16 protein-coding genes, 1 tRNA gene and 1 pseudogene are annotated in these 18,586 nt (G+C 60.0%); 5 read left to right on the forward strand and 13 right to left on the reverse strand.

Features of this window, described 5'->3' with window-relative positions:
• Window positions 1–31: 31 nt before the first annotated feature.
• The 5 genes from PVU19_RS10155 to rpmH all read right to left on the reverse strand — a co-directional run bounded on the left by PVU19_RS10155 (window position 32) and on the right by rpmH (window position 3,579).
• A complete protein-coding gene (locus tag PVU19_RS10155; protein WP_050661861.1) occupies window positions 32–1,195 on the reverse strand; it encodes an RsmB/NOP family class I SAM-dependent RNA methyltransferase in 1,164 nt (387 codons plus the stop codon).
• A 39-nt stretch (window positions 1,196–1,234) separates the two neighbouring features.
• Window positions 1,235–2,683: an IMP dehydrogenase gene (gene guaB / locus PVU19_RS10160; RefSeq protein ID WP_050661860.1), complete on the reverse strand. Its 1,449-nt coding sequence runs from the start codon at window positions 2,681–2,683 to the stop codon at window positions 1,235–1,237.
• A 98-nt stretch (window positions 2,684–2,781) separates the two neighbouring features.
• Entirely contained in the window at window positions 2,782–3,015 is a 234-nt protein-coding gene (gene yidD / locus PVU19_RS10165) for a membrane protein insertion efficiency factor YidD (protein ID WP_050661859.1), read from the reverse strand.
• Window positions 3,012–3,422 (reverse strand): ribonuclease P protein component, encoded by a 411-nt coding sequence (gene rnpA, locus PVU19_RS10170; protein ID WP_050661858.1) that lies wholly within the window; start codon window positions 3,420–3,422, stop codon window positions 3,012–3,014. Before rnpA ends, yidD begins: the two co-directional genes overlap by 4 nt.
• A 22-nt stretch (window positions 3,423–3,444) precedes the next feature.
• Window positions 3,445–3,579: a 50S ribosomal protein L34 gene (gene rpmH, locus PVU19_RS10175; RefSeq protein WP_012177012.1), complete on the reverse strand. Its 135-nt coding sequence runs from the start codon at window positions 3,577–3,579 to the stop codon at window positions 3,445–3,447.
• A 296-nt stretch (window positions 3,580–3,875) separates the two neighbouring features.
• On the opposite strand from rpmH, the gene PVU19_RS10180 reads away from it, so the two are divergent.
• The 5 genes from PVU19_RS10180 to PVU19_RS10200 all read left to right on the forward strand — a co-directional run bounded on the left by PVU19_RS10180 (window position 3,876) and on the right by PVU19_RS10200 (window position 9,008).
• Window positions 3,876–4,607, forward strand: a complete 732-nt coding sequence (locus tag PVU19_RS10180; RefSeq protein ID WP_082237419.1) for a TVP38/TMEM64 family protein — start codon at window positions 3,876–3,878, stop codon at window positions 4,605–4,607.
• Between the two features lie 2 nt (window positions 4,608–4,609).
• A complete protein-coding gene (locus PVU19_RS10185) occupies window positions 4,610–6,028 on the forward strand; it encodes a dihydrolipoyl dehydrogenase family protein (RefSeq protein WP_050661856.1) in 1,419 nt (472 codons plus the stop codon).
• A 24-nt stretch (window positions 6,029–6,052) separates the two neighbouring features.
• Entirely contained in the window at window positions 6,053–7,444 is a 1,392-nt protein-coding gene (locus tag PVU19_RS10190; protein ID WP_050661855.1) for a sensor histidine kinase, read from the forward strand.
• Window positions 7,445–7,500: 56 nt separating this feature from the next.
• Window positions 7,501–7,577 (forward strand) — tRNA-Arg (locus PVU19_RS10195).
• A 180-nt stretch (window positions 7,578–7,757) separates the two neighbouring features.
• Window positions 7,758–9,008, forward strand: coding sequence for an IS256 family transposase (locus PVU19_RS10200; RefSeq protein WP_089280568.1), 1,251 nt, complete (start codon window positions 7,758–7,760; stop codon window positions 9,006–9,008).
• Here PVU19_RS10200 and PVU19_RS10205 read toward each other — a convergent pair whose 3' ends face one another.
• The 8 genes and pseudogenes from PVU19_RS10205 to PVU19_RS10240 form a co-directional block, all read right to left on the reverse strand.
• On the reverse strand, window positions 9,009–9,539 hold the full coding sequence (locus tag PVU19_RS10205; protein WP_050664195.1) for a DUF2478 domain-containing protein: 531 nt from the start codon (window positions 9,537–9,539) through the stop codon (window positions 9,009–9,011).
• Window positions 9,540–9,550: 11 nt separating this feature from the next.
• On the reverse strand, window positions 9,551–11,218 hold the full coding sequence (locus PVU19_RS10210) for a ribonuclease J (RefSeq protein WP_050664194.1): 1,668 nt from the start codon (window positions 11,216–11,218) through the stop codon (window positions 9,551–9,553).
• 6 nt (window positions 11,219–11,224) lie between these two features.
• Window positions 11,225–11,995, reverse strand: coding sequence for a type III pantothenate kinase (locus PVU19_RS10215; protein WP_050664193.1), 771 nt, complete (start codon window positions 11,993–11,995; stop codon window positions 11,225–11,227).
• An 18-nt stretch (window positions 11,996–12,013) separates the two neighbouring features.
• Window positions 12,014–12,778, reverse strand: a complete 765-nt coding sequence (locus PVU19_RS10220) for a biotin--[acetyl-CoA-carboxylase] ligase (protein WP_050664192.1) — start codon at window positions 12,776–12,778, stop codon at window positions 12,014–12,016.
• 44 nt (window positions 12,779–12,822) lie between these two features.
• Window positions 12,823–12,980 (reverse strand): annotated as a pseudogene (locus tag PVU19_RS10225) (IS3 family transposase); the annotation flags it as partial.
• 91 nt (window positions 12,981–13,071) lie between these two features.
• A complete protein-coding gene (locus PVU19_RS10230) occupies window positions 13,072–14,421 on the reverse strand; it encodes an HlyD family type I secretion periplasmic adaptor subunit (protein WP_050664191.1) in 1,350 nt (449 codons plus the stop codon).
• Window positions 14,418–16,382 (reverse strand): type I secretion system permease/ATPase, encoded by a 1,965-nt coding sequence (locus tag PVU19_RS10235; RefSeq protein ID WP_082237946.1) that lies wholly within the window; start codon window positions 16,380–16,382, stop codon window positions 14,418–14,420. Before PVU19_RS10235 ends, PVU19_RS10230 begins: the two co-directional genes overlap by 4 nt.
• 26 nt (window positions 16,383–16,408) lie before the next feature.
• Entirely contained in the window at window positions 16,409–18,577 is a 2,169-nt protein-coding gene (locus PVU19_RS10240; protein WP_152911705.1) for a hypothetical protein, read from the reverse strand.
• Window positions 18,578–18,586 lie beyond the last annotated feature (9 nt).

The following is an 18,586-nucleotide window of genomic DNA, read 5'->3' on the forward strand; positions in this document are numbered from 1 at the left end:
CCGAAAACCCGTCAAGGTTGTTGCGCTAAACCTATCCACGAACCAGCTGTGCGAGACAGAAGCCATCGCCCGCCCCCGAGATCGGCCACGTCCTCTGCTGGCCGAGCCGCCATGACGGATGCTCTTGCAAGAATCGCGCGACCACCGCTTCGTTCTCTTGCTTGAAAACGGAGCAGGTCGCATAGGCCAGACAGCCGCCATCCGACACGCGCGGCGCGGTTCTGGCCAGTATTTCATATTGGATCTGCGTCAGGTCCTCGAGCCGCTCCGGTGTCAGGCGCCACTTGGCCTCAGGACTGCGCCGCCAGGTGCCGCTGCCGGAACAGGGGGCATCGCACAGCACGAGATCGAACGGTTCGGCGCGGGCGATGGCCCCGGTCTCCAGACGCGTCACCTCCACGCCGGCCCGTTTAGCGCGCGCGGGCAAGTCGTTCATGCGTTGCGGCGCGATATCATGTGCATACCATGCGGCATCGGCGCGGGCCGCGAGGGCAAGCACCTTGCCACCACCGCCTGCGCAGTAGTCCAGAACACGCGCCCCTTTTGTGATCTGCAGCGCCTCCATCGCGGCCTGACTGCTGCCATCCTGAAGCTCCACCAGACCTTCGGCATAGGCGACTGATCCGGCAATTTTTCGTTCTCCGGAAATCGCTTGCAGCGCGGACTTCGCAATATCGGCCGTAGTCGTATCAATCCCCTCGGACGCCAGCTGCGCCTGTGCATCCGCCACAGTTCCGCGCCGTAAATTAACCCGAAGCATCACTGGCGCGCGGTGGCGCAGCATCTCTGCGGCACCCTCGGCAGATGCGCCGAGCGAGGTCTCGAAATGCGGCCAGAGCCAATCCGGCAGGTCAAGCGCATCAAGCCCCACAGGCACATGGCCACCCGCCCGTTCCGGCTCGGTCAGCGCGGTCGGCGCATGTCCGTCGCCGGTAAAGACCGTGTGAGGATCGATGCCCTCGGACCGCATCGCGCCGATCATCAGGTGACGGCCATCGTCACCACCGCCAAGCGCCGCGCAGGAGCGCCAGCGGCGCAATACGTCGAAGACATGATCGCGCACTGCCGCGCGGTCCTTGGAACCCGCATAACGCGCGCCGCGCGCCCAACCGGTAAGCGCCTTCTCAGCCGCTTCGCCCGCGCGCACCGCGTCGAGCACGGAGATTGCCGCCGCCACACGTGCCCCGGGAGTCACGAGCTCACCTCAAGAACGCCCGGCAACCAATTGGAATTCCTACCCGATCCGATAGTTCGGACTTTCACGGGTGATCTGCACGTCATGCACATGGCTTTCCTTCAGGCCTGCGCCGGTGATGCGCACGAAATTGCAATCGCGGCGCATCTCTTCAACCGTCGCGCAGCCGGTATAGCCCATGGCTGCACGCAAGCCGCCCACCAGTTGATGCAACACGTTTCCGGCAGGGCCCTTATAAGCCACCTGCCCCTCGATCCCCTCGGGCACCAGCTTGTCACTTGCCGCGTCCTTTTGGAAATACCGGTCGGCGGAGCCGCGCGCCATCGCCCCAAGACTGCCCATACCGCGATAGGCCTTGAAGGTCCGGCCCTGGTAGAGAATCGTCTCGCCCGGGCTTTCATCCGTGCCCGCGAGCATGGAGCCCACCATCGCACAGGAGGCCCCCGCCGCGATCGCCTTGGCGAAATCGCCCGAGAACTTGATGCCGCCATCGGCGATCACCGGCACGCTGCCCGCCGCCTGCGCGCAATCCATGATCGCGGTCAGTTGCGGTACGCCGACGCCAGCCACCATCCGCGTGGTGCAGATGCTGCCCGGCCCGATACCGACCTTGATCGCATCTGCGCCTGCGTCGATCAGCGCGCGCGTGGCCTCTGCCGTAGCGACGTTGCCCGCCACGACCTGCACCTGATTGGAGAGTGCCTTGGCACGCTCCACGGCGCGCGCCACGCCTTCGGAATGGCCATGTGCGGTGTCGATCACGATCATATCCACCCCGGCATCGACAAGCGCCTGCGAACGCTCGAAACCCGCGTCACCCACAGTCGAGGCCGCCGCGACCCGCAGCCGCCCGAGCTCGTCCTTGCAGGCGGTCGGGTTGAGCACGGCCTGCTCGGTGTCCTTGAGCGTCAGCAGACCCGTCAGCTTGCCGTTGCTGTCGGTCACGAGCAGTTTCTCGATCCGGCGGGCCTGCATCAGGCTCTTGGCCTCATCGCGGTCGGCAGGTTCCTGCAGGATGGCGAGCTTATCGCTTGTCATCATCACATGCACCGGCGTGTCATCGCTAGAGGCGAAACGCATGTCGCGATTGGTGACGATACCGACAACACGACCCTTCTCGTCGACCACCGGAAAGCCGGTGAAATTGTAACGCTCAATGAGTGCCTTGGCATCGCCAAGCGTCTGGTCGGGGCGCAGTGTAACGGGGTTGTAGACGATCCCGCTCTCGAAACGCTTGACGCGGCGCACCTCACGGGCCTGTTCCTCAACCGTCAGGTTGCGGTGAATCACACCGATGCCGCCGAACTGCGCCATGGCGATTGCCATGCGCGCCTCAGTCACGGTGTCCATGGCCGAACTCAGCAACGGGATATTGAGACTGATCGTGTTGGTCACGCGGGTCCGCGTATCCGCAGTGTTGGGCAGCACGCTCGATGCCGCAGGCACCAGCAGAACATCATCAAAGGTGAGCGCCTCGCGAATCTCCATTATGGTTCTCCATGGATATCTCGTTTGGCACGTCCCTATTACATGGATGGCCTCCGGGTAAAAGGGCCATTCTCGCGCAGCGGCTATGCCTCACGCAGTTAGCGCTGATCGCGGTCCGGCACCGGATCATGACCGCACTGACCCCAGGGGTTGCAGCGCGCGATACGCTTTGCCGCGAGCCACCCGCCCCGGAGCGCCCCATGCGTCTCGAGCGCCTCGAGCGCGTATTGGCTACAGGTCGGATGATAGCGGCAGTGATAGCCGACCCAGGGCGACAGGATGAGGCGATAGCCCTTGATAGGCAAGGCCAGGATCCGGGCAAGCGGGCTCATCTGGGCCCCCGCAACTTTTGCAATGCGTGGATCAGATCGTCGCGCAGCGCCTCATAGGGCCGCGCCGCCGTCTCTTGCGCCCGGCCGATCAACACATAATCCCAGCCGGGTTGCCCGTAGCTATGCAAGACCTCACGCGCCACGGCACGCAACCGGCGCTTGGCCCGGTTGCGCGCAACCGCGTTGCCGACCTTCTTGGAACAGGTAAATCCCACCCGGATCGAAGGGTCGTCATCGCGCCGGTCGCGGCCCTGCACCATCATCGCGGGCGTGCCCTGACGCCTCGCACGCGCAGCGGCAAGGAAATCCGACCGCTTGCGCAATACGTTCAAACTGTCATGCGTGCATGACGAAACCGCCGGGGGGCTTTTCCCTGGCTTGCGGTCAGGGGCCTCCGGCGGTGTCATGGTCGTCACAACGTGCTGGCGCTTACGCGCTCAGCGACTTGCGGCCACGCGCACGACGTGCGTTCAGGATCTTGCGGCCGGCTTTGGTGGCCATGCGCGCGCGGAACCCGTGGCGGCGTTTGCGAACCAGGTTCGAGGGTTGAAAGGTGCGTTTCATCGCTCCGTCTCCGACGTTGGGGCCACGCTGCAATCGGAATCGCACACGGCCCTGATGTATCCGAAGCCCGGTCTATAGAGGTGGGTCAGGATCAAGTCAAACCCCCGCAACCGGAATTTGCAACAAAATCATGCGGGGCTGACCCGGTGATGTTACAAGAGGTGACGAAACGCCCGTTCCAGCCGCCCATGCCATCACCCGCGATCACCCCCGCGTGAGGCCACTGGTATAGCAGCGACCCGCGGTGCAAGTAGAAGGCAACGCAGTCAAACCCGGGTAGGACCATGGATTACAGCATGCAGCATTCGTCAGAGCACAAAACCGGAGGCTGGGCGCGACACGCGCCGCTCGCCATCATTCTCACCGTAGCCATCATCGGCTATTTCACGCTGCGAGACTACATCACCTTCGACACGCTGCGCGACAATCGAGAGGCGCTACTGGCATTCCGGGACGCCAATTTCGGGTTGATGGTGCTGGCTTTCATAGCGATCTATTTCGTGATCGTAGCCTTCTCGCTGCCGGGTGCGGCGGTGGCCTCGGTCACCGGCGGATTTCTCTTCGGCCTCGTCTCGGGCACGGCGTTCAACGTGCTGGCCGCGTCGCTCGGCGCCTTCGCAATCTTTCTCGCGGCCCGGTGGGGGCTGGGCAGTTCGCTCGCGGCCCGGATCGAAACCTCCGAGGGCACGCTGAAGCGGCTCAAGGCGGGGCTGCACGACAATGAAATCAGCGTGCTGTTCCTGATGCGCCTCGTACCCGCCGTGCCGTTTTTCGTCGCCAATCTGCTGCCCGCCCTCGTCGGCGTGCGCTTCGTGAATTTCGCGATCACCACCGTGCTGGGAATCATCCCCGGAGCCATCGTCTTCACCTGGATCGGCGTAGGCCTGGGCGAGGTCTTCGACCGCGGCGACAGCCCCGATCTGTCACTCCTGTGGGAGCCGCAGATCATCGGGCCGATCCTGGGCTTGTGCGCGCTCGCAGCACTCCCCATCCTGATCAAGAGCATTCGTGGCAAGAAGGACATTTGAGCATGCAAGAGATTAAGACGGATCTGCTGGTCATCGGCGCCGGCTCCGGCGGGCTGTCCGTCGCGGCGGGCGCGGTGCAGATGGGGGCGAGCGTGGTCCTGCTCGAAGGCCACAAGATGGGCGGCGATTGCCTGAATTTCGGCTGTGTGCCCTCCAAGGCGCTGATCGCCAGCGGCAAGGCGGCCTATGCGCAATCCCATGCCGCACAATACGGCGTGGCGAATGTGACCCCGGATGTGGATTACGCCGCCGCCAAGGATCATGTGGCCGATGTCATCGCCCAGATCGAGCCGGTGGACAGCCAGGAACGGTTCGAGGGGCTCGGCGTGCGGGTGATCCGGGAATTCGGCGAATTCATCTCACCCAAGCAAGTGAAGGCAGGCGATCATCTGATCACCGCGCGCCGGGTAGTCATCGCAACCGGGTCGTCCCCTTTCGTGCCGCCGATTCCAGGGCTCGACACGGTACCTTATGACACCAACGAGACGATTTTCGATCTTCGCGAAAAGCCTGATCACCTCCTGATCATCGGCGGCGGCCCGATCGGCATGGAGATGGCGCAGGCGCATCGGCGCTTGGGCTGTGACGTGACAGTGATCGAGGGGGCCAAGGTGCTGGGTCAGGATGATCCGGAACTGGCGCAAGTTGTGATCGACCAGTTCAAGGCCGAAGGGATTGGCATTGAAGAAAGCGCCATGGCGTCGGAAATTCGCGGCAAGGCGGGCGCGATCGAGGTCGAGGCCAAGGACGGGCGCATCTTCAAGGGGACGCATCTGCTGATGGCCGTCGGGCGTAAGGCCAATACCGACCGCCTCAACCTAGACGCCGCCGGGATCGAGACCACGAAACGCGGCATCAAGGTCGACACCTCGATGCGGACCACCAATCGCCGGGTCTATGCCATCGGCGACGTGGCGGGCGGGCTACAATTCACCCATATGGCGGGCTATCACGCCGGGCTGATCATCCGGCAGGCACTGCTTGGCCTGCCCGCCAAGGAACGCACCGATCACGTGCCATGGGCCACCTATACCGACCCCGAGATCGCGCATGTCGGCCTCACCGAAGAGGCCGCGCGCAAGGAACATGGCGGCAATCTCGACGTGGTGCGTTTTCACTACACCCACAACGACCGCGCCATTGCCGAGCGCAAGACCGATGGTCTGATCAAGGTGATGGTGGTGCGCGGGCGGCCCGTGGGCGCGTCGATTGCAGGCGCACAGGCGGGCGAATTGATCAATCTCTGGGCCTTCATCCTCGCCAACGGGTTCAAGATGAAACACGTCGCCAACATGGTCGCCCCCTACCCCACCTTGGGTGAGATCAACAAGCGCGTCGCCGGGGCCTATTTCTCGCCAAAGCTGTTTGATAACCCTATGGTCAAACGTGTTGTAGGCTTCGTGCAGCGCTGGTTGCCCTGAGCGGCGACCAAGGGAGGGGACAGCTTGCTCAATTCACTTTCGGGACGCTTCCTGATCCTGACGGCCGTCTTCGTGATGCTGGCCGAAGTCCTGATCTTCGTGCCCTCCATCGCCCGCTTTCGCGAGGAGTTCCTGCTGACCCGACTGGAACGGGCGCAGATCGCATCGCTGGTGCTTTTAGCCGATGAAGAGGTGAACCCGGACCTCCAGGAGGAACTATTGCGCAACGCGGGCGTGTTCAACGTGGTGATGCGACGCAACGAGGCACGGCAACTGGTACTGTCTTCACCCGTGCCCCGACCGATATCCGAAACCTACGATCTGCGGAACGCGCCCGCCTTTACCCTCATCCGCGATGCCATGACCCGGCTGACCACCCCGGAAGATCAGGTGATCCGGGTGATCGGTCAGCCGGTGCGCATGGGCGGGTTGTTGATCGAGGTTACGCTGGAGACCGACGACCTGCGTGCCGCGATGATCGACTACGGGCTGCGTATCCTCTGGCTGTCGCTGGTGATCTCGGTCTTTACCGCCGTGCTTCTGTTCTGGGCCGTCCAATACTTTCTGGTGCGCCCCATCCGCAGGGTGGTCGGAAATATGCAGGCCTATGCCGAAGCGCCAGAAGACGCGCACCGGGTGATCGCTCCTTCCTCGGGCATTCGCGAGTTGCGCGAGGCCGAGGAGACGCTGCAAACGCTGCAAACCCAGTTGACCAGTGCGCTCAAGCAAAAAGAGCATCTGGCACAGCTTGGCGGCGCCGTGGCCAAGGTCAGCCACGATCTGCGCAACATCCTCACCTCGGCGCAGCTTTTCACAGACCGCATCGAGATGAGCGAAGACCCCAGCGTGAAACGCATGGCACCGAAGCTGGTGAACTCGCTGACCCGCGCGATCCATCTCTGCGAGGCCACGCTCGCCTATGGCAAGGCAGAAGAACCCGGCCCAACCCTCGCGCAGGTGCGATTTGCCGATATCGTGGCCGATGTCATCGACAGCGAGCGGCTATCGGCGGGCAAGTCCGATATCAGTTTTGCCGAGGACGTCCCAGCCGATATGGTGCTGCGCGCCGATGCCGAGCAACTTTATCGCGTGATCGCCAATCTTGTGAGGAATGCCCGCCAAGCCATTGTGAACACCGGAAATCCGGGTGAGATCAGTGTCATGGCCGACGAAGACGAGCGCGCCTGGATCATCCGTGTTGCCGACACCGGCCCCGGCCTGCCCGCGAAGGCCCTCGAACACCTGTTCAAGCCATTTCAAGGTGGGGCGACCAAGGGTGGGACGGGCCTTGGGCTGACCATCGCGCAGGATCTCGTGCGTGGTCACGGCGGCTCGCTCTCGCTTGAACACAGCGACGAGACGGGCACATCCTTTTGCATCACCCTGCCCAAGGGAAATTTGACGGATGTGTCATAAATCTTCCAAAACGCCCTTGCATTGCCGGTCCGCAGAGTCTAATTCCTGCCCTCGACGGACCGATAGCTCAGCTGGATAGAGTACTTGACTACGAATCAAGGGGTCGGGGGTTCGAATCCTCCTCGGTCCGCCACCGTTCCCCAAAACCGGTAGCGTGAAAACTGAATAACCTCAGCGGTTTACGCTGCACTCTTCTTGCGACCGTCAATCCGTGTAGAGGAGATAGGCGCGAAAGTTGGTGACGCCCTGAGGGGCGGCATATCATGGCGGTGTTCAGACGCCGCGATTCTCTGCTGAGAAAAGGATATGCCCCATGTCAGAGACTACCATTACTCAACTGCCCGATCCATCGGGATTTAGCGCCGATCCGTTCACGGATGTCATCCGCGATGGCGCGCGCAAGCTGATTGAACAGGCGATCCACGCCGAGCTGGCCACACTCATGGCGGCCTTTTCCGGAGAAAGACTTGAGGATGGGCGGGCACGCCTGGTCCGTCATGGTCACTTGCCTGAGCGCGAGGTAATGACCGGCATTGGTCCGGTGCCCGTGAAGGTGCCGCGGGTTCGGGATCGGGGTGCTTACGAAGACAAGATCACCTTCACGCCCAGCATCCTGCCACGTTACCTGCGCAAAGCGAAATCTATCGAAGAACTGCTGCCTTGGCTTTACCTCAAGGGCGTGTCCACGGGCGATTTTACCGAGGCACTTGAAGCGCTGCTGGGCCCGAATGCCAAGGGTCTATCCGCCAAGACCATCACGCGCCTGAAAGCCGATTGGTGGCAGGACTACGAGGCTTGGCAGAAACGCGATCTTGGCTCGCGGCGGTTTCTCTACATCTGGGCAGACGGAGTCTACTTCAAGCCGCGAATGGCTGAGGAAAAACAATGTGTTCTGGTGGTTGTGGGCGCAGACGAATATGGCCGCAAGGAACTGCTGGCCATGACCGACGGCTTCCGCGAGAGCACTCAAAGCTGGCGCGAGGTTCTGCTTGATCTTAAGCGGCGTGGCCTGAAGCAGGATCCAAAGCTGGCTATCGGCGATGGTGCCATGGGGTTCTGGACAGCCCTGCGCGAGGTGTTCGCCACGACGCGGGAGCAACGCTGTTGGGTCCACAAGACCATGAACGTGCTGAACGCGATGCCGAAATCCGTGCAAGCCAAGGCCAAGGGTCATCTGCACGACATCTGGCAGGCAGAGACAAAAGCCAAGGCCAACGCAGCCTTCGATTTTTTCGTCGAAACCTACGGCGTGAAATGGGACAAGGCGGTCGCCAAGCTGGTCAAGGACCGGGATGCGCTGCTGACCTTCTACGACTATCCGGCGGAACAGTGGAAACACATCCGAACGTCAAACCCGATCGAAAGCACTTTCGCCACGGTCCGGCACCGCACGAAACGCACCAAAGGATGCCTCAGCCGCAAGACCGGGCTGGCCATGGCCTTCAAGCTGATGATGTCAGCGCAGAAGAAATGGCGCAAACTCGACGGACAGAACCGCCTGCCCGAGATCATCCAGGGGGTTGAGTTCCGCGATGGGATCCGCCAACTTCAAACTGCCGCCTGATCAGGCATCACCAACTTTTGCCCATATCTCCGTGTAGAGCGGTGCAAGCCAGGCGTCGAGGGCAGCATCATCAGGCGCGACAGGCTCCGCCAAACCCTCGCAAAACGTCTGAAACCGCGCCGCGTTGAGGTGATTGACGCCAACCAGAACCGGCACCCCGGCTGTCAGCGCGTTCGCAATCAACCCGCGAAACCCGCGCCCTTCCGCCTCGTGCTTGCCGAACTTGTTGACGATCACCAGATCGCAGCCCGCATCGAGCCGCGTCTCGCTTTCGGCCACCGCCTGTTCCAGCGCGGCCGGGTCGAGCCTACAGCCTCGCGCCCCCGGCCCGAGGGTCTGTGAAATGCGGATCACCGGCCCGTCGGGCAAGACCTGAACATCCATGTCACAGGGGCGATCCGCATCGCAGTTGGAGTTGATCTGCACCGTGCCACACAGCCGCAGCCCGCGCGCCTGCGCGCGCACGGCCACTCCGTGCAGCAGAAGATCGGTATCGCCCCGCCCCTCGGCCATCACATAGGCGATGCGCATGGGCGGCGTCCTCAGGCGGTCAGGCGGCTGATGACCACCGTCACTTCGGGCCGCTTGCCGATCTCGTTCTGCGCGCTTTGCCGCGCCACCCGGCGCAACCCCTCTTCCAGCTTGTCGTCATTGGTCAGCGTCTTGGCCCCGGCCCGGCCCATGAACTGCGCCAGATCCTCTTCCAGCACATCGACCAGCGGCGCTCGGCTGCGTCCGGTCTCGGCAAGCCCCATCACCTCGACCCAAGGCTCGCCTAGGGGCTCGTCTTCCTCGTCCATGATGACATTGATCATCACATGCCCGTTGAGCGCCATGCGAATCCGGTCGCGCACGATACCGTCCATCGCCCCGATCTTGATCGAGCCGTCCACGTAAGTGCGCCCGGTCTCGACATATTCGGCCACCTTGGGCGCATTGCCGCTGAGGTCGATCATCATGCCGTTGACGGCCAGAACGCCGCTGATCCGGTTCGCCTCTGCCAGCTTCACATGCTCGCGCAGGTGGCGGTGCTCGCCATGCATTGGCACCACGATCTGCGGCTTGATCAGCTTGTGCATCGCGTCGAGATCGGGCCGGTTGGCATGGCCGGAGACGTGATAGCGATCATCGCCCTCGACCACATCCACGCCCATCTCGGAGAACTTGTTGATGATATGGATGACGCCGCGCTCGTTGCCGGGAATGGTCTTGGAGGAGAAGAGGAACGTGTCACCCTCTTTGAGCACCATGCCATTGTACTTGCCATTGGCCAACTGTGCGCTCGCCGCGCGCCGCTCGCCCTGACTACCAGTGACGATCAGCATCAGGTTCTCGCGCGGGATGTTGCTCGCCTCTTCGGGGCTGACGGTCGCGGGGAAATCTTTGAGCACGCCAGTCTCGACCGCCGCCTCGATCATCCTCCGCATCGCCCGGCCCAACAGGCAGACCGAACGCCCGGCACGCTTGCCCGCCTCGGCCAGCGTCTTGACCCGTGCCACGTTGCTGGCGAAGGTCGTGCAGACGAACATGCCCTTTGATGCCTGCACCAGATCGGTAATGGGTTGGCCCACTGTGCTCTCGGACCGCCCGTCATGGTGGCTGAACACATTGGTCGAATCGCAAACCAGCGCCTTGACCCCCGGCTCGGCCAGACTCGCCCAGAGGTCATGATCAAACGGCTCTCCCACGATCGGGTTTTCGTCGATCTTGAAATCGCCGCTATGCACGATGCGCCCGCCGGGGCTGTCGATGACAAGGCCGGAACTTTCCGGGATCGAATGCGAGATCGGCACGAACCCCACGCTGAAGGGCCCCGCCTTGACCGTCTCGGGCCACGCAGACGCAGTCTTGACCGCCTTTTCGGAATGGCCATGCTCCTCCATCTTGCGCCGTGCGATGTTGGCGGTGAAGGCGCGCGCATGAATCGGCGCGCCAAGGCGGTCGTAGTAATGCGCGACGGCACCGACGTGATCCTCATGGGCGTGGGTGATGAACACCGCTTCCAGATCGTCCTTGCGCGCCTCAAGCCAGGAAATATCCGGCAGGATCAGATCGACGCCGGGCGTGCCGTCCATATCCGGGAACGTCACCCCAAGATCGACCAGGATCAGCTTCTCCTTGCCCGGTTTGCCATAGCCGTAGACATAGGCATTCATACCAACTTCACCCGCCCCACCGAGGGGCAGGTAGATCAAACGTTCGCTGCTCATGGGGCGTCAGCCCTCCTTGTTATGCTCGTGTATCACGGTCAGCCCGTGCATTGTCAGATCGTCCTCGAACATGTCGAACATGTCCGTACCTTGCTGGAATAACGGTGCCAGCCCACCTGTTGCGATCACCTTCATGGCGCGGCCACGCTCGGCCTTTATCCGTTCACATATCCCATCAATGAGGCCGACATAACCCCAGAATACACCCGATTGCATGCAATCCACCGTGTTGGTGCCGATCACGCGGTCAGGCTTGGTCACGTCGATATGCGGCAGCGCCGCCGCCGCCTCATGTAGCGCCTGAAGCGACAGGTTCACCCCCGGCGCGATCACCCCGCCGATATAGGCACCATCATGATCGACCACATCGAACGTGGTGGCGGTGCCGAAATCCACGATGATCAGATCGCCGCCATAAAGGTCATAGCCCGCCACGGTGTTGACCAGCCGATCCGGCCCCACCTGCGTGCCCGCATCCACCCGCACATCCACCGGCAGACGGCAGTCGGGCTTGCCCACCACCAGCGGGCGGCAATTGAAATAGCGATCAGACAGAACGCGCAGATTGAACACCACCCGCGGCACCGTGGAACTGATCACCACCGCGTTGATCTTGGCATCAATCCCGTGATGCGCCAGCAGCGTCTTGAACCAGACGAAATACTGATCCGCCGTGCGCTGATGCTCGGTCGAGGTGCGCAACGTGCACAAAAACCGCGTCCCGTCCCAGATCGAGAATACCGTGTTGGTATTGCCGCAATCAATCGCCAGAAGCATGGGCACCGCCCTCCCGCGTCAGAAAAACACCTCGGCTGCGGCAATCGCCTGCCGCCCCTTCGGTGTCATTAGAACGAGATTGCCCGCCTCGTCTACCGTCTCGAACGTGCCGTGATGGCTGTCGCGTGTAGTGCGCGCGGTGATCGCCTCACCGAGGCGCGCCGCCCGGTCGAGCCATGCCCGGCGAATGGGCGCGAACCCGTAGGTCACGAATTGCGCCTCAAACCGCGCATAGGCCGGGGCCAGAAGGTCTAGAAACTCCTCCGGCCCGATTGCCACCCCGCTCTCGGACAACAGCGAGACAGGTCGCAACGCGCCCTCCTCCACCTCCGCGCGCGCCGGGGCGCTGCGCAGATTCACTCCGATGCCGATGGCGAAATGACTCAGCCCCCGGCCCGCGCCCGCGCTCTCCAACAGGATACCCGCCAGCTTGCCGCCATTGAGCAGCACGTCATTGGGCCATTTGAGACTGATCCCCTCGGCACGCCCGGTCGCCGCAACAAGCGCGTCGAAAAGCGCGAGCGACGCCACGAAAGACCGCAACGCCACCTTGTCCGGGCTCTCATTGGGCCGCATCACCAAGGTCGCCGCGAAGTTCCCCATCGGGTTAACCCAAACCCGCCCGCGCCGCCCGCGCGCCGCCGTCTGCTCCAGCGCCAGTATCCACTCCGGTCCACGCAAGCCGGGGGCCAGCCGCGCAGCCTCGGCATTGGTGCTATCGACCGAGGCCAGTACCCGGCGACCATAGCCCTCGGGCCAGTCGATTTCCGATGCCTGCTTCATTTTTCCGAAAATACCCCCGCCGGATGACCCAGTTCGGTTTTTTAGAGACCATTGATCGTCTCAGCGAGGGCGTTGTCGTAGGACTCCCCTAGGCTGCCGGCCGATGGTTCGATGCCTACATACGCTCCGTGTATCGAATGGACAAGTATTGCCCACCGCGATCCGAGTGATGAACCAATCCGCCCTTTTGGACGGGCCGCCGCCCGTTGATTTTGAAATCAGACACCAGAAACTGAAGGAAGCAGGTGTCCAGGAGACTGGGGGCTCCTCATCTCCGGCAAACTCGGGGCGATTCACTGTTCGCGGAACGCTCGCGTCATGCTGTCTGCGACTGGTTTGGCAATATACTGCGCGAAAGTTCGCGTTGCGGTCTGGATCATGACCTCTGCAGGCATACCGGGCGTGGGTACAAAGTCGCCAACCCGGCTCAACTCTTCTGCTGATAACGATATCCGCGCGACGTAGACCTCTTGCGGGATGCCATCGGTAGACTCTGTCACCGCGTCACCTGAGATATAATCGACTGTGCCGTTAAGGACAGGTGTCGTACGGATATTGAGTGCTGTAAGCCGCACTATGGCCTTTTGTCCGAGCTGCACGCTATCGATATCAGTGCGGGGGATTAGGGTTTCGATGATCAGGGGCGCATCCGTTGGTAAAATCTCTGCAATTGGTTTGCCCGGTTCGATCACACCGCCGGACGTGACGTAATGCAGGCGGATTACAGTGCCGGACACGGGTGCTCGTATTTCAGACCGAATTAGAATGTTTTCGGCTTTTCGGGATTTCTCGCGGACACTCTCCAATTCTGACTGGATGATCTGCAATTCATCAAGGGCAGTCTCCCGGTACAAGCTGACCGCCTTATCCTTTTGTTTCAGGTGCTTCGTCTTGTGCTCCTGCGTCTCGTGAACCTCAGCCTGAATCCGCCCCGTTTGCCCCTCTGCTTGAATGAGCGCCCGGTGTAGTGCGTTTACTTCAGATTTTCGGACAAGCCCCTCTTTGAAAAGGTTCTTCTTATCTTCATGTTCTTCGATCAGCAGAGACACGAGGCGATGATAGGAATCTAGCTGTGTCGTATAGCCGGTCGCACGCACATCAAGTGCCGCGATATTGCGTGAGAGCAATTCCAGATCATTATCGAGAGAGGATCGTGCAACTTCGAAGGCAAGCCTCTGCCCGTCAAGGATGCCAGCAACCTCGAAATCATCCTGTGCCATCTCAAGCAATTCTGTCGGAAAGACGATTTCATCAAGCTTGCGATACTCTGCCAACAGCCGTGCGCTGGTTGCTTCGAGGCGTGCGCGGCGAATTGTGAGTTCACGCTTGTTGGCCTCTGCGGCCGTGTGATCAAGACGCACGAGAATGTCGCCTGCTTTGACGTGATCACCCTCTTGAACGAGGATTTCATGTATAAACCCACCTTCGAGGTGCTGGACGATCTTGTTGCGTCCTGTCGCGACAAAACTGCCAGGCGTGATAACAGCGGCTGCCAAAGGCGCTCGAAAAGCCCAGAGACCAAAGCCGCCAAAGGCGAATACGAAAAGGCATAGGCCGAAGATCACGTGCTTGGTGATTGACCGTGGAACATCACGATGCCATTCGTCCTTGGTTTCAACGACTTCAGTGCTGCTGGATTTCATTGCCCCTGCCCCTGCAGTTTACTTTGTCCCTCGCGGCGGGCGCGGTGGTCTGCACGAATTCTCTCAAGCACGACGTCGCGGCTTCCAAACAGAGAAATGGAACCGTCGTTTAGAAGCATAACCTTGTCCACGACGTCGAGCAGAGCTGGTTTCTGTGTAATGACTACCACGGTGATTTTGTTCTGCTTTGCGTGTTCGATCGCGCGTGCCAGAGCCTTGTCACCGGCTGTATCGAGATTTGAGTTGGGTTCATCAAGAACCACGAAACGGGGGTTGCCAAAGAATGCTCTTGCAAGGGCTATACGCTGCTTTTGTCCACCGGATAGCGGCGCGCCGTCTGCTGCGACGACCGTCTCGTAGCCTTGTGGTAATGTCGCGACCATTTGATGTACATCGGCGAGTGTCGCGGCTTCAAAGACTTGTTCATCGGTCGCATCACGCCGCATTCGGCCGATATTGTCTTTGATCGTCCCGGGAAAGAGTTGAACGTCCTGCGGCAGGTATCCGATGTTTTCGCCAAATTGTCGTGGGTCCCAGTTTCGCAGGTCCATCAAGTCCAGCCGCACATTGCCCGATGTTGGAAGGATCGAACCCACAAGCATTTTGCCCAAAGTGGTTTTCCCGGCACCGGAATTTCCGATCACGGCCAGCGTCTCGCCGGGATTGAGGTGGAAGTTCAGACCGTTGAGTACGACCTGTTTGGTACCTGAGGGAACGTAGAGAAGTCGCTCAACATCCAGACGACCGACGGGCTTTGGTAAGCGTAGCTTCTCGAATTGCAGTTTTGAACTCCTGAGAAGCGCAGAAATGCGGTTGAATGCACCGCGTGTAATTACATACCCGTTCCAGCCCTCGATTGCGCCTTCGATCGGTGCCAAGGCTCGACCGGCGATAATGGATGCCGCAATCACCATCCCGCCGGTAATTTCACCCTGGATTGCGAGAAATGCCCCCCAGCCGAGCATTGCGATCTGGGTCAGCAATCGTACTGCCCTTGAGAAGGCCGCTGAAATGATATTGCGATCTTGCGCTTTGACTTGGTGCGTGAGGGACTCGGCGGTATCCTTGCCCCACATGGTTACCGCTTCCGGGATCATCGCGAGTGCGTTGATGATCTGGCTGTTGCGCGCCATCGAATCGAGATGAGTATTGGCCTTGGACTGCGCAAGATTAGCGTCTGCAAAGGGCTGGGCCGTGGCGCGTTGGTTTATTAGGGCAATGACAAGCAGCACGAGGGACGTCACCACAACAATCGACCCCAAATGCGGGTGTACCAAGTAGATCGCAAAAATGAAGATTGGCGCGAAAGGCACGTCAAGAAATGCAAGAAGCGTACCTGAAACAAGAAAACCCCGTAATTGCTGAAGGTCACCCAACGTCTGGTACTCGCGACCGTTGCCGTTGAGCGATGCCGCTGCGGCGGCCGACAGGATGGGAGCGCCGAGTTGGGTAGCCACTTCAACCGCAGAACGCATTAGCACGAAACGGCGAACCGCATCGAATACGGCTTGAAGGATCACGGCCCCGGCAATCACGATAGTCAGCATGATCAGCGTATCGGTAGAGCGGCTGGTCAGCACTCGGTCGGAAATCTGGAAAAGATAAATCGGGATCGCGAGGATCAGAAGGTTGGTCGCCAACGTGATGAGCATAACGAACCCGAGGTTCCTGCGCATCATCGCCATCCCCTTCTTTAGGCTGGCGGAAAAGTCGTCGGGGCCGACCCGTTTGTGAAAGTTCGGCCCACCACCATTGCCACTTCCGCCGCCGCCTGCTGGCGGCTCGCCTGCAGCCGGGATTGGCTCGTTTGCAACGCCCTCAATCGTGGTCTGAAATCTGGGTGCTTTCGTCGTGAAGCGTGGTGCTTCCTCTGAATCGAAGCGATCAACCGGTTCAAGGACGAGACGTTTATTTCGTACACCCTCTTCGGAAAAGTCTGAGGTGTCTGTTGTGTCTTTCATGTCTTAAGCCTCACTCCGGTGACCCGTTACCCAGTCATTGTTTGCATGACGTCAAAGCTTGTCCCGCCGGTATGCAGATCAAAAATTCCCGCTTCTTGCTCAAGGACTGTTTGCGCAATGTCCTTGGTCAGACCGTCCACGAGGATCGCGACAGCCTCGTTTGCAAGCTGGCTAATGTTGACTCCCAGGGGGTTGGCTTCGGTATCGATCAATTCTGCCTGGTACAGCATCGCATCGCTATATTGCTCTCCAGCTGCCATAATGGTCGAGTCGATCCCGTCTTGATCAATGGACGCGGTATTTGTCAGATAATTCGACCCAGTCGTGATCGCGACCGAACTGTTCTCTAGCGTAGACATCACTGCCTGTGCGGCCATGTGAACCTGGTCTTGATCGCCGATCGTGTTGATCTGATCGACGATATTCAACTGAGTGAGATCCCCACTGATATAAAGCGCGCGAAGAGCCTCAAGACCTTCGAATAGACTATTCTTCGCGACATAGTCAGCCAACTGCTTCGCCCCTGCAGAGAGATCGTCGAGGGCTGTCTTGAAGTCGTCCAGCATGGCCTTCTGTTCATCCACACCATGCTTTTTGATTGAAGCATTGTTTACGAGTGAATTGTCGTTGCTTGAGACAGCAGCTGTGCCCAACCCCGCGCCTGAGAAGTAATCGTTGTCCAGCAGTATGTTTGTCTGATTGATGATATTCATCGTGATCATAGAGCCGCCGACAAGGACGAGGTCGTAACCAAAGCCGAATTCGTTGGCCTGAAACTGATTGAACGTCTGGTTCTCACCCGTTGATACAGTTGTGGAATTGGCTGTGAAGGTCAGGTTCAACTGATCGGCATCGGACATAAAGGTATGTTGCTGGACGATATTGGTGAATGTCACATCACCTTCGACCGTCTCCAAATTCCAGACGGCAGGAAGTCCTAATTGTCCCCCAGGTTCCTCGACATTCTTTTCGATGGGATCTTTGGGTTCTGTCTTCGCGGTAGAACTATCGTCCTCGGTGAGGGTGGGATCGTTGTCCGTATTTGCACTGATCTCCTTTTCGTCTTCTGTAGTCTCGTCAGTTTCCGTGGTGGTTTTTTCGTAATCAATGGAAGCGATATTCTTGGTCTGCGATGAGACGGGACCGACCTGTGTCAATCCGGCTGGCTTGGTGTCCTGGTCGACCAGGATGTTTGTTTGGGAAATCGCGTTCAACTCGATTGCGTTCCCGCCGACAGCAAATACGGCGGCATCAATCCAGTTGGTGTAGATCCATGTCGCGTTGTGGCTTTCATTGGCGCCGGTGACCACGTTGTGGTCAATGCCATCGTATTGAGGAAAGCCATCGTCTGTTTCGTGCAACAAGGCCGGGTCTTTGGATGCGCCTGAAAGAGGGCGGTCAGGCGGGGTATCCGCATCTGCGTCTTGTTCTTCTACGTCTTCATCGCGTTTCAGGCTTATGAATGTGGGCAGAAAATCATCTATCTCTGGCCGTTCCTCGACTGGGGTGCCATTCATCACTGTCCCGGTTGTATCGGCATCGCGCAGGACATAGGCAGATAGATCCAGAAGCTCCGGCGCATCCACCTCTTGCAGGGTTTGAGTGTATTCTATAGCTGCCGTAGGATCGTCCAGAACTGCGGTCGCAAGGCCTTGCAGAGTCCAAGGCTGCAGAACCTCAGAAAACTCTACCAACGTTTCCAATTCAGAAAGAAACACGTCCCGCGAAATGAAATCTGCGGCCGCAGGATCACCAAGAGTATCATTGTCGATCAGGGTGATTGATTGCAGCGTGATGGTAATCATTTGCGGTGGGATTGGCACATAGGGCAGGATCTTGTATCCGCCCCCGCCGCCATTTGAGCCGCCAATCAGTGGTTCAGGCGGTTGTTCGGTTGGTTTGAATGGGCCAGCAGCGTAATTCTGCAGGATCGCGGGAAGGGACAGTAAACCCTGGCCCAGGCCGGGCTGCTGCACCTCCGACGTATCGGCATGCACCACTTTCCCCGAATATCCATCAAGTTTGAGATCTGTAGCGATGCGCACGGGCTTAAATTCGAGGCTCGCCTCTTCAGTGGGGTCGTCTTTGTCGCGCTTGAATTCAATGTATTGATCACGTAGCCGATTATCTTCTACAGCCATGTGGAAGAGGCCGACAAAATGCGCGATGGACTCTGTGGTTCTGTCGAGGCTCACGGCTGTTTT

The sequence above is a fragment of the Roseovarius tolerans genome, from assembly GCF_028885395.1.
Lineage (GTDB): Bacteria > Pseudomonadota > Alphaproteobacteria > Rhodobacterales > Rhodobacteraceae > Roseovarius > Roseovarius tolerans.